This window comes from Kosmotoga sp. (assembly GCF_982836095.1).
Genome location: NZ_CEYIHJ010000045.1, coordinates 1 through 12,011, shown reverse-complemented (window position 1 = coordinate 12,011; position 12,011 = coordinate 1). Strand labels below are relative to the sequence as shown.

Below are 12,011 nucleotides of genomic sequence, written 5' to 3'. Positions count from 1 at the left end.
CATGTTGTTCTTTACCTGGCTTCAACTTCGAGTTTCAAAATCCGAAGAAGTAAGCTATATGTGAGGTGCTGCAAATGATGACAATAAATATCGAAAAAAAGAAAAAGCCGCAATCTCTTATCATAGATATATTCATTTGGTTTTTCCTGATAGGCTTTGCAATAATCATTCTCGCACCCTTGGCATTTATGTTCACAGCATCTTTAATGCCTTCCAGCGACGTGATGAGACTCCCTTATCCCTGGATACCAAAAACCTTTTACTGGCAGAATTTTTGGCAGGCAATACGTGGAAACGATGGTTCTTTTATATACATTCGAAACATAATAAATTCTGTTATCGTCGCAGTTTCAATAACTCTTTCTACGGTCTTTCTTGCAGCCCTTACGGGATATGGCCTCGCCAAATTCCCTTTCAAAGGAAGAAATGTTGTCTTTCTCTTGATAATGACAACAATGATGATTCCCTTTGAGGCGATAATGATACCACTTTACCTTATCGTTACGAGCTTTGGTTGGCAGGATTCTTATACGGGATTAATTGTTCCCTTTTTAACTAATGCTTTTGGTGTATTTCTTATGAGGCAATATTTAATCACCTTTCCAGACGAAGTAATAGATGCTGCACGAATTGATGGTGCAAGCGAATTTGGCATCTTCTGGAGAATTATCATGCCTAACAGCATGCCGGCTGTAGCAACGCTGGCTATCCTCACTTTCAGATCCCAATGGGATAATCTTTTATGGCCGTTGTTGGTTGTCCAGAGCGAAGAAATGAAGACCATACCTCTTTATATAATAAAATTTTCTTCAGAAAAATACACCAATGAAGGTGCAATGATGGCAGTGGCAGTTATAGCGAGTTTGCCAATGTTCATATTGTTTTTTACCCTTTCAAAATATTTTTTAAGCGGCTCGGCTGTTTTTTCGTCACGAAAGGGATAACCTTTATCTTTTGGGGGTTGTAGAATGATACAAACTGAAAAGGGAGAATTTCCCACAGTAAGCGATGTAATTGAAAAAGCTTCTGAGAAGCTTTATAATATTGAGAACTTTGTGAATGGAAAACCCGGTTTCTTTTTCCTGACAAATGTTATATCTAAAACCAAACGAAACGGCGGAAAATATTTTTCCTGCATCATTAAAGACAAAGACAGCTCATATTCTGCCAACATATGGGAATGGCCCGAAAAAGAAATTCCTGCTTCTGGAAAAATCGCCTATTCTGATTATTCTTATAACAATTATGGAATTTCCCTAAAAATAAAAAAAATATTTTCTCTAGTAGAATTGCGCTCACATATTGAAAATGTTGAAAAAGCTTTTATTCCTGTTTCGGATAATATAGAGCAGTTAAAAACCAGTCTCAAAGAGCTTATAGGTTCGGTAAAAGACCCTTACCTAAAGGCTTTGCTGAATGAAACCATTTCTCCAGAATCTGGTTCAATGGAAGGTTTTTTCAGCGCCCCGGCAGCGACAAGAAATCATCACGTTAGAATAGGGGGATTGTTGGAACACAGCCTTCGTGTTGCGCAGCTTTCTCTCGAAACGGCCAACTTGCTAAACTGCGCATTCAATCGAGACCTGCTTATTGCCGGTGCTTTGTTGCATGATATAGGAAAAATCTTCACCTACGAGTACGAAAATTACACCTTCGAATTCACAAATGAGGGAATGCTCGAGGAACATATTGTTTTAGGCATTAAGATGCTTACAAAAGCCATCGAAAAGGTTGGAGATTTTCCTGCAAAATTGGAACAGGATCTCTTCCATATCGTCGCAAGCCATCATGGCTTAAAAGAATGGGGCTCCCCTGTTGTGCCAAAAACAATTGAAGCGATAATCATTCATAACTGTGACCGCCTTGAAGCACAAGTAGATGCTTTCATGGGACTGGTAGGGTCTGTTGCCGAAGGTAGCAATTGGTCAGATTATTCTGGTATGCTTGGTACGAAAATCTTCATCCCTGAAATTGAAGGAAAAAGTGATTAAAGGTATCATTTGCTTTACCCATGTCTTATCACTTTTTATATTACCGAATCAACAATCAAGGGAAGATTTCCCGGAGGTTCTTATTTTCTTCTCGCTACCTAACCTGCATTTTTGTTTTTGACATATTCAATTATGTCAAAAAGTGATTCGCAAACTCCTTTGATTACTTCCATCCTATAATCATTTTCTTATCAGCTTTTGATGTTCCAGACACTTTGAAATAGAGTGTTTTATATTCTTTGTACCACGCTAAAAAAATGCTAACATCAAGCAAACGTATGAACTATTTGAATTCTTGTGTCATCAACAATAGCTTTTTATAAGAATATTTCTATGCGAAAGGAGGTGTAAATATGAAAAAGAAGATTGCGATTTTCGTGGTTGCAGCTTTTGCTTTAATAATACTCATATCTTCCTGCGCCCCCAGCCTTCAATGGTTTATTGCACCAAAGACAGTTTTGATTGATGACACGCACAACAATTCCTACGATTTTGATGGTTATGGTGGAACTGCATTTTTTGCCAAATTATCCACCATATTGCAATCCATGGGTTACAGCGTAGCTTTCACCTCAAGTGCAGGTTTTTCCCCCGAAAACTATGGCGTTTTTCTTGTCACAGCTCCGGTAACCGCATATTCCAGCTCAGAGATGCAACAAGTAGCTAATTTCCTCTCGAAGTGTGACAGAAAGCTGATACTTCTTGGTGAATGGTACAGCTATTATGACAACACACCGCTAAATGACTTACTTACCTATCTTGGATCGGGAATTTCATTCAATAATGAAACTGTCTATGATGATACTAATAACTATAACAGCAACAATATATGGCCTGTTATAAGCAATTTTGAGGTACATCCTGTAACCAGTGGTTTGAGTACCGTGGTTCTTTTTGCTACAGCCACTTTAAATGTTACAGGCAGCGCAGTAAAATTGGCATATCCGAGTGCAACAGCTTATGTAGCAGCACCATCGCTGGCTTCTGGTAATAATTCATCGTATAGCCCAAGTTCTGAGAGCTTTGAACCGGAAGTTGTTACTACTCCAATCATTGTCATAGCCGCTGATGAAATGAAAAGAGGAAAAATTGTTGCTATAGGAGATGCAACATTGTTCGCTAATGATGTGTACGGCTACCTTTCAGGAGATGATTTTATTGACGTAGCTGAAAACACAAAACTCTTAAAAAATATCATCAACTGGTAAAACACTTAAGATATTTTGTAAAAGCTTCCTCGGAAGAGGAAGCTTTTATTTTGGGGAGGTGGTAGCTACAATTTTGACATTAACTCGCTTTATTTCGTTCAAACATTTCCTCATTGCTTCTGAACAGCTTTGTTTAACTAAATCAAAAGTGTTAATATATCAATGTAAGAAACACTATATCAACTAACGAGACAAAGGTGGGGTGATTATGAACGTAGTTGAAAAGTTTGGAAGAGTTTTAATTCCCATGTGTACACCGTTCAAAGAGGATTACAGCATTGACTACACCCTGGCAAAAAAGGTTGCAAGATATCTAGTGAATAAGAAATACTGTGATTCTCTCATTATTGCCGGAACCAATGGAGAGTTTTACACTTTCAGTTATGAGGAAAGGGTGAAGCTTTTCGAAGCCGTAAAGGAAGAAATTGGCAATGATGTACCTCTGATAGCCGGCACGGGCACAGCCTTTACCGGGGAAACCATTAAGCTAACTCAGGAAGCCGAACGCATTGGCTACGATGCGGCCATGGTAATTGTACCCTATTTTTCAAGGCCTACTCAGGAAGGTATTTTTCACCATTTCTCTGAAGTAGCTAAAAACTCTTCTATTCCCGTTATGGTTTATAATATTCCCCTGTTCACTGGTGCGAATATTTCTCCCAACACGCTCGCAGCACTTGCGGCGAAACACAGCAACATTGTCGCCATAAAAGATGAGGCGGGCTTAAATCCCCTTCAAGCTTCGGAGTTCATAAAAGTCACTGAGGAAAAGGTAACAGTGTATTCCGGAGATGACCTCATGATACTTTCAGTTTTAAGTCAGGGTGGCGTAGGCGTCGTCAGCGGCGGATCCCATGTAATTGGAGACTTAATGCACGATCTGATAGATAGTTTTCTCGCCGGTGAAATCAGCGAAGCGGTGGCTTTATTTAAGTCTCTTTATGCCCTTTTCAGTGCATTCTTCGGCAGGAATCGAAGACTCGAAAATCCTTTGCCAGCAGTTAAGGCAGCTTTTGAACTGGAATCCGGCCTTCCCGTTTCAAGGGTAAGACCGCCATTGATGGAACTTACAACCGAAGAAATCGATACGCTAAAGGAGGCTATGAAGATCATTGGGAAATTGTAAGAAGTTTACAGTACCCAATTTTGTGAAAAGGAGGGGAAAGCATGTTAAAGATCAGTAAGTTAGCTTTATTCACAGTGGTAATCATACTCCTTGGCATCGTAATATTTGCAGAAGATCCGACATATGTTCTAAGATTCAACACCGTTGCTGCGCCAACCCAGCCACAGGTACTTGCCATGCACAAGTTCGCCGATGTTGTTAGAGAACTCAGCGGAGGAAAAATTATCGTTCAAGTATTCCACTCAGGACAGCTTGGGGATCAAAAGACATCCTTGCTTGCCGTGATGCGAGGCGACCTGGAAATGGCTGGTGACGGTGCTCCTTCATGGTTTGCCGACCTTGGTAATATGCCGGAGCTTGGGGTCTTTGGAGCAGCCTATGTTTTCAGAGATCTTGACCACATGTATTCTGTATTACTTGGGCCAATAGGCCAGGAATACTTCGACAAGCTTGCTCAAAAATCCGGGTTGAGAGTCCTCGATGTTTGGTATCTCGGTACACGAGAGCTGAACCTTACGGCAAAAGCCGGACCTGTGAAAAAACCAGAAGACTTAAAAGGCATTAAGTTGAGAATGCCAAACAATGAAACATTTCTGGATATGGGACGTGCCTTGGGCGCAATGCCAACACCCATGGGCTTTGGTGAAGTTTACCTTGGCCTTAAGACAGGAACTATTGACGGACAGGACAATCCCTTGCCAACAGATCTCGCTGCGAAATTCGTGGAAGTCACCAAATACATAGTACTCACCGATCACTCCATTGGCATCATTTGTCCCGTTATTAACGAGGAATTGTGGGAAAGCATGCCAGAAAAGTACAGGGTCTATATCAAGCAAGCTATGAAGGTAGCTCGTTATTACATGAACTCCATAGTCCTTGAACAGGAAGCTGAGCTGCTTGGTAAATTCGTTGACGAATACAACATGGAAATAATAATCCCCGACAAAGATGCCTTTATGAAACATGCCGCTGAATACTACTCGCAGCCGAAATTTGACAAAAAATGGGGAGAAGGTATGTACAAGAAGATTCAGATGTATCCCTACACCGAATAGACGAAAAGTTGGGCCCGTCTCTGGCGGGCCCATTTATCATTGCTGAGGTGATCACATGAAGAAGCTGTTCCTCTGGCTAATAGACCTTGTAGAAGTACATTTTGCCTCCATAATATTGTTCACGCTTTTTTTAAGCATGTTCCTTCAGGTAATTTTTAATATCATGTGAAATAATATCAAAGTCATTTTGAGATATGTTTTCAATTATCCTTCTCCCGCCCTATTTGAAATCTCGGGATATTCCTTTATATGGGTGGTTTTTCTCGGTGCCCCACTTGCAAGAAGGTACAGAGCTCACATACGTTTTAACATACTATACGAAAAACTTCCCAGAAAAGCCCAGTTAGTTATCGAGCTTATTATGGATATTATCTTCAATGTGGGTATGTTTATTGCGCTTTTTCCTGTTTTGGAGAACTTCGGCTGGTATAAATTCCTGAGGTCCGATGTGCTTAGAATTCCATGGACCTATCTCATCCTGTGTTTTCCCATATTCATCTTCCTCATTCTTTTACACAATTCCGTATGGATATACAGAGGGTTGAAAGAACTCATAACCGGAAAAGCAAGTGAAATGGAGGAGAAGCCATGGGAATAGTGCTGTTTCTCATTATATTTGGAGCGGTTTTTGCGTTGGGATATCCCATAGCTTTTGGCATGATAATGGGCGGAATTGCTTACTTTATCACCAGCGGAATAAATCTATCAACACTCACCGACATCATGGCCATACAATTACAGGCAAAAGACGTTCTTTTGGCAGTGCCGTTGTTTATTTTGGCTTCTAACATTATGAACGATTCAGAAATTACAGACAAAATCTTTGATTTTGTAAAAAAGGCTATGGGACCCGTAAGAGGAGGACTTGGTTATGCTAACATAGTCACAAGCATAATTTTTGCCGGAATTAGCGGGTCTGAAATAGCTGATGTTGCAGGCATCGGAAATATTGAAATCAAAGCCATGTTAGATGACGGCTACGATGGTCCCTTCGCTTGTGCGGTAACATGCGCATCGGCAACTATTTCTCCTGTTATTCCCCCAAGTATTCCCATGGTCATTTATGCTATGCTTACTGGCGCTTCTTTAGGCTATCTATTTCTTGCCGGTTTTCTGCCCGGACTTTTTCTCGGCGCACTTGAAATGCTCATGGTATTCTACCTTTCGAAAAAGAGAAAGTATCCAAAGGGCGTAAAGACCCCTTTCAGGACATTATTAAGCGGATTCATAAGATCATTTCCCGGACTTCTCGCTCCGGTAATACTTCTTGTGGGAATCTATGGGGGCATCTTCACCCCCACAGAAGCTGCTGCTGTTGTAGTAGGTTATGTGATACTGGTGAGTTTCTTCATATACAAAACTCTCGGCCTCAAAAAGCTCTACAAAATACTGATTAAAACTGTTATGAATATAGGATATATAAGTTTTATGATCGCTGCCGCCTTCGTTGTTAGCTATGTGATGTCAAGAGAGCAGGTCCCAGCATTGATAACATCAACGTTTATGAAATGGGGATTGTTGAATAGCAAATGGCTCTTATTGATGAGTGCAAATGTGCTCTATTTCATTCTTGGCATGTTTATAGACGTCTCGGTTATTCAGCTTGTTGTGATTCCCATGCTCCTGCCGCTTGTGCAGGCTGTTGGCATCGACCTCGTGCATTTTGGCGTGGTTACAACTTTGAATCTCATGCTCGCGCTTGATACACCACCTTATGGCCAAACAGGATATATCACAAGCGCTATTAGTGGAACACCTGTTGGAAAGGTTTTCAAGGAGATGTTAAAATATTGGATACCTCTTGAGGTTCTCGCTCTGTTGATAATTACATATTGGCCGAGTTTTGTCCTGTTTATACCAAGGCTCTTCGGTTATAGAGGTTAATCATTTATGAGTATGAGGTGGTATTTTTGCAATCTCTGGAACGATTTATAAATATTCTTGAAGCTTTCAGCGCTGAAAAACCCGAACTAAATCTTAGCGAGCTTGTTAAAAAAACGGGTTTGCCAAAGCCCACTGTGTATCGCATAGTGGAGGCAATGGTAAAACACAACATCCTCAGCAAAAATCCAAAAACGATGCGATATAAAATTGGAGTCAAGCTTTTTGAATTGGGAAGCATCTATCTGGCATCAATGGAGTTGAGAGACATCGCATTTCCCTACCTTGACTGGCTTCAGCAACAGACAGGTGAATCGATTCACCTTGGCATTTTGGATGGAAATGAAGTGGTGTCAATAGAAGGCCTCGAAAGCGCTCATTCCCTCAGATTGAAAGTGTGGATAGGAAAACGCGCACCGGTTCATTGCACCGCTATTGGAAAAGCAATTCTGGCGTTCTTACCTTTAGAGAAACAAAATAAAATTATCTCAGAAGTCAGCTTGCATCCATTTACAAAAAGGACCATTACCAGCAAAGAAAAACTAAAAACCGAGCTGAAGAAAATCAAAAAAGAAGGGTTGGCTCAAGATCTTGGCGAGCACGAAGAAGGCATCCATTGCATAGGTGCACCGGTTTTTGATAGAAAAGGTGAAGTTATTGCTTCGATCAGTGTTTCTGGCCCCGCAGTGAGAATGACCGAAGAAAAAATGAAAAAATACACCCCTCTTCTTTTCAAAGCAGCCAGCGACATTTCAAAAAAGCTGGGGTACTCTTCATAGTTCCCCAGCTTTTATTCCCCTATATAAATTTTCAAACTTTTCGTAAGCCTCTTTATATGCTAAAATCCACTCTCTTGATGGTTGAGTTTTCGCTTTTTCAGGTAGCCAGTTCTTTATCTCTTTTGTATCGTTGAATAAACCAACAGCTAATCCAGCAAGAAAACAATCTCCATATGGTGCATCGGAGGAAATGGGGAAAGAATAGATATTTCTCTCAAGTACTGAAGCTGCTATTTCCAGCCATAAATTACTCTTTGATATGCCACCTACAACCATAGTGCTGGGATTTACAGGGATTTTCGCCTCTTTTGCAGCCTTTAAATTCAACTTTAGAATATAAGCAATGGATTCCAGGAAAGCCCTGTATAAATGAGCCTCATCGTGGCTCAAGCTAAGGCCATAAATGCATCCACGTATGTCCATATCCCACAATGGCGCACGCTCACCCATAAAGAAAGGCAAAACAGTTATTCCTTCCGCACCGGGGGCTACCCGCTCAGCCGTGACCTCGAGCTTTTTCAAATCCTCTTCTTTAAAGAGATTTCTGAACCATTCAATTATCGCACCGGCTGTTGTGGCGCCTCCAAAAGAATATACTTGCTCTTTACCGTTGACAACATAAGGGAAATTCACAAAATGCCAGTCAAGGTGGTTGCCTCCATGTATTGTACCCCAACACATAGAAGTGCCTATCATCGCGGTATTTTCACCCTCATCGCATACTCCAGACGCCAAAGTAGCAACAGCTGCATCCACACCTCCAGATACCACCGGAGTACCGGATTTAAAACCCGTGTGTTTTGCCATCTCTTCAGAGAGATAACCCGCTATTGTTTCTGATGGAATGACCTTCTCGGGGAGCTTATCCGGTGAAATTCCCAGGGCTTTTAACATCTCTATGGACCATCTCCGATTTCTTAAATTAAAGATGCCACCTATATTACCAGCAGATGAGTAATCAGTGGAGACTTCCCCGGTAAGCTTGTAAATCACGTAATCTTTTGGCGGTAAAAAGAGGGCTATTTTCTTCCAGATTTCAGGTTCGTTATCGCGTATCCACATCATTTTTGTAAACCCAAAATAAGGATCCACAGTATTCCCGGTAATCTCAAAAAGATTATCTATTCCTATATTCTTTTTCACCCATCTGGTTTGCTCAACGGCTCTCTTGTCCATCCAGATGAGCGTAGGGTAAACAGGATTCATCTCTCTATCTAAAGGGACCCCAGCCCCTCCATACAAACCGCTTATCGCAATTGCCCTTACTTTCGCTGTATCCACTTTCTTCGAAAGCTCTCGCATGACTTTAAGAACAGCATCTAACCACATCTGCGCATCGCACTCTGCCCACAATGGCTTTGGTGTGTCAATGTTGTAACCTTCAGATACAGAAGCAATCTCATGTCCTTTCTCATCAGTAACTATGGCTTTTGTTGAGCTTGTGCCGATATCAATGCCTACCAGTAAGTCCATCAAATCACCTTCTATATAGTCTGTAATCAATCCCTGAAATTTCACAGAAAGTCTTCAATTCTTCGACATAATCGCCATAAACTGCGTGGCAGTGGTTGGAACCATAGGTTGAAAGAAATTCATCTATTGGGACTTCAAGCTTTGCAAAAGCGTGGGGCCATTCAATTTGCGTGTTAAAGGCTTTTTCTTCAGCTCTATCTCCCAGGTCGACAAACTCAGCTGGTATAATTGCCATCCAATACTTGCCATTCTTACGCATGAGCCGGGCGATGGTAACCTTTCCCGGAGCAGCAATATGCCTTACAGAAGCACCACCTGCGGGGAAGTAAAAACCCTCCGGATAAAATTCCACATGTTTAAGGTTCTCTTCTGGAACATAGGATTTTCCTGCAAAAAAGGTGGCATGCGAACCAGAATTACACAGGTCAAGCACGTCAAATTCCGCATCGTAATGGCGTACATCAGCAAAAAGAACGGGACTTTTGGAAATTGATTTCAAAATCTGCATGGTAAGCGCGCCATCGGAATCTGCCTCGGTAGCACAAACTATTGGTTCATGGGGTCCATCCCAATCATATGGGTCATTGAGAAAAGCCTCGGTAACATCCATGGTGGCAAAATTGTTCGTGAGCTCGGGTTGTGCCTTTATACCAACAAAGTCCAGCTCCATTTCTTCCATGATATCCTTCACAGCGTAATAACTTTTTATTTGCAATTCAAGCTTTTCTGGTGTTAATTGCTTATCGTCATAATGTATCTTACCGACTCTGCTTTCAAGCCATTCTCTAGCTCTTTTGGCTTTTTCTACTGGTATTAGTTCGCTTCTTCTTATAATCTCATACTGATCGATGTGTTCAATATCTACCCCAAATAAACTGTTCCAGAGATCTACATTTGGAACAGCTGTGTACATACCCATAGGCCTTCCGCCAATGAGACCATAACGTGCACCCTTTAGCCTGTTCTTTGCAGCAGCAGCTCTTATGAAAGCTATGACTCTGTGAAGAACTTCATCGTTTTCAATATCTCCCCAGACTCTTTTCGAAAAAGTCCCATCGTGGTCCAGGCTTCCTGCTGCAGCAAGCATGCCCACCATGCCCGGGTATTTTGGGTTCACATTCCCAAAGAGGAGAAAAGGTTGAGGAGCAAATTTACCGGCAATAACAGTAAAATGCGGAAATGCCCATACAGCGTAATTGAAAATCGTAACCTCTGCACCCTCGTTTCTTAATTTGAGAGCTTCTCGCTTTGCTATCGATGGTTTCCACACTATTTCAGAACCGGTTATCACTTCAATCTCCTCGGTAGCCTCAAGCCTTTCTTTGAGTTTTCCTTCAAATTTCTTATTGATATCAACAAGATCTCTGTGAACAAATTCTCTACCATCTGAAAAGGTAAGAATACCTACTTTGATTTTTTTCATGATAATTCCCCCTTTATCTCTTTCATCTTTCGAAATATCATTGTACGCAGTTTTAAAATTCATAAGAATCGAATTTTCAGCTAATATAATTTTATCACTGCCATATCCTTTTCAAAAAAGTGATGGTTGACGAGTGACAGAAAAATATAAGGCGCTTCAAGATTGTCGGCTGGTAAAATGATAATCGAAGACTGAAGCTTGCAACGCAGATAAAATCCTATAAGCCGGGAACCAAAAGAAAAAATTGAACCTATTAATTAGACCCTAAACCTGGATCCTATTACTTTATAAAAGTATAAGGTATAATTATAAAAGTATTGGGGGGATATTATGCGTTTTCAAATCCGGGAAAAAGTCTTTTCAATCGGCGATAAATTCACAATAAAGGACCAATTTGGAGAAGATAGATATTTTGCTAGAGGAAAGGTTTTTAGCCTTGGCAATAAGTTATATCTCGAAGATATGCAGGGCAATGTGCTCATTTATATTGAGCAAAAGTTGTTTCGTCTTTTACCTGAATATACTCTTTACAAAAGCGACAGGCCAATTGCAAAAGTAAAGAGAAAGTTTTCTTTATTGCGCCCAAAGTTTGAAATTGAGAGTGAACTCGGTAATTTCACGGTCTCAGGAAACTACATGGCTCATGAATTTTCAATTCTTAAAGATGAAACAACAGTGGCAAAAGTATCGAAAAAGTGGTTCTCCTTTTCTGATGTCTATGGGTTAGAGGTCTATTATGATGAATTAACCGAGTTTCTTGTAGCTCTGACCATTGTTATCGATCAGATTCTTTATGATAAATCAAACCGTGATTGAACACGGGTGTTTCACATCATACCGCTTCAAATGCTTATTCAAATGCTTATGCATGCGTGAGCTATGTTATAGGAAAATGTACACGTAAACTCTAATGCTATATCATTGTCACAAAATTTATTTTGGCAAAACCAGAGTGTAATAGTTCATGCTCATAATATATTATGAGTGCGACCCCCTATCCCCCCTTGGATAGAAAGCGCTCGGGGACCCTTAGCGGTCCCCTTTATTTATTCTGAATACCTCTTCTTTACTC

At 40.8% G+C, this 12,011-nt stretch carries 11 protein-coding genes; 9 read left to right on the top strand and 2 right to left on the bottom strand.

Annotated features, from left to right (window positions below; translation table 11 throughout):
• The first annotated feature begins 74 nt into the window (after window positions 1-74).
• The 8 genes from AC3LHT_RS04595 (at window position 75) to AC3LHT_RS04560 (ending at window position 8,043) form a co-directional block, all read left to right on the top strand.
• Window positions 75-944 (top strand): carbohydrate ABC transporter permease, encoded by an 870-nt coding sequence (locus AC3LHT_RS04595; RefSeq protein ID WP_290645139.1) that lies wholly within the window; start codon window positions 75-77, stop codon window positions 942-944.
• A gap of 24 nt (window positions 945-968) precedes the next feature.
• Window positions 969-1,991, top strand: a complete 1,023-nt coding sequence (locus tag AC3LHT_RS04590; protein ID WP_488662110.1) for a 3'-5' exoribonuclease YhaM family protein — start codon at window positions 969-971, stop codon at window positions 1,989-1,991.
• A gap of 353 nt (window positions 1,992-2,344) precedes the next feature.
• Window positions 2,345-3,199: a hypothetical protein gene (locus AC3LHT_RS04585; protein WP_488662109.1), complete on the top strand. Its 855-nt coding sequence runs from the start codon at window positions 2,345-2,347 to the stop codon at window positions 3,197-3,199.
• Window positions 3,200-3,407: 208 nt separating this feature from the next.
• Window positions 3,408-4,325, top strand: a complete 918-nt coding sequence (dapA, locus tag AC3LHT_RS04580; RefSeq protein ID WP_488662108.1) for a 4-hydroxy-tetrahydrodipicolinate synthase — start codon at window positions 3,408-3,410, stop codon at window positions 4,323-4,325.
• A 41-nt stretch (window positions 4,326-4,366) separates the two neighbouring features.
• Window positions 4,367-5,383, top strand: coding sequence for a sialic acid TRAP transporter substrate-binding protein SiaP (locus AC3LHT_RS04575; protein ID WP_290667924.1), 1,017 nt, complete (start codon window positions 4,367-4,369; stop codon window positions 5,381-5,383).
• A gap of 187 nt (window positions 5,384-5,570) precedes the next feature.
• Window positions 5,571-5,981: a TRAP transporter small permease gene (locus tag AC3LHT_RS04570; protein WP_488662107.1), complete on the top strand. Its 411-nt coding sequence runs from the start codon at window positions 5,571-5,573 to the stop codon at window positions 5,979-5,981.
• Window positions 5,972-7,267, top strand: coding sequence for a TRAP transporter large permease (locus tag AC3LHT_RS04565; protein WP_290667921.1), 1,296 nt, complete (start codon window positions 5,972-5,974; stop codon window positions 7,265-7,267). Before AC3LHT_RS04570 ends, AC3LHT_RS04565 begins: the two co-directional genes overlap by 10 nt.
• 26 nt (window positions 7,268-7,293) lie before the next feature.
• On the top strand, window positions 7,294-8,043 hold the full coding sequence (locus tag AC3LHT_RS04560) for an IclR family transcriptional regulator (RefSeq protein WP_290667918.1): 750 nt from the start codon (window positions 7,294-7,296) through the stop codon (window positions 8,041-8,043).
• Here the strand turns inward: AC3LHT_RS04560 and AC3LHT_RS04555 are convergent.
• Window positions 8,038-9,516 carry an FGGY-family carbohydrate kinase gene (locus AC3LHT_RS04555; protein WP_290646778.1) on the bottom strand — a complete coding sequence of 493 codons (1,479 nt, stop codon included), beginning with the start codon at window positions 9,514-9,516 and terminating at the stop codon, window positions 8,038-8,040. The genes AC3LHT_RS04560 and AC3LHT_RS04555 overlap by 6 nt on opposite strands.
• A gap of 4 nt (window positions 9,517-9,520) precedes the next feature.
• Window positions 9,521-10,939, bottom strand: coding sequence for an L-fucose/L-arabinose isomerase family protein (locus AC3LHT_RS04550; RefSeq protein WP_488662106.1), 1,419 nt, complete (start codon window positions 10,937-10,939; stop codon window positions 9,521-9,523).
• Window positions 10,940-11,269: 330 nt separating this feature from the next.
• On the opposite strand from AC3LHT_RS04550, the gene AC3LHT_RS04545 reads away from it, so the two are divergent.
• On the top strand, window positions 11,270-11,755 hold the full coding sequence (locus AC3LHT_RS04545) for an LURP-one-related/scramblase family protein (protein ID WP_290667705.1): 486 nt from the start codon (window positions 11,270-11,272) through the stop codon (window positions 11,753-11,755).
• Window positions 11,756-12,011 lie beyond the last annotated feature (256 nt).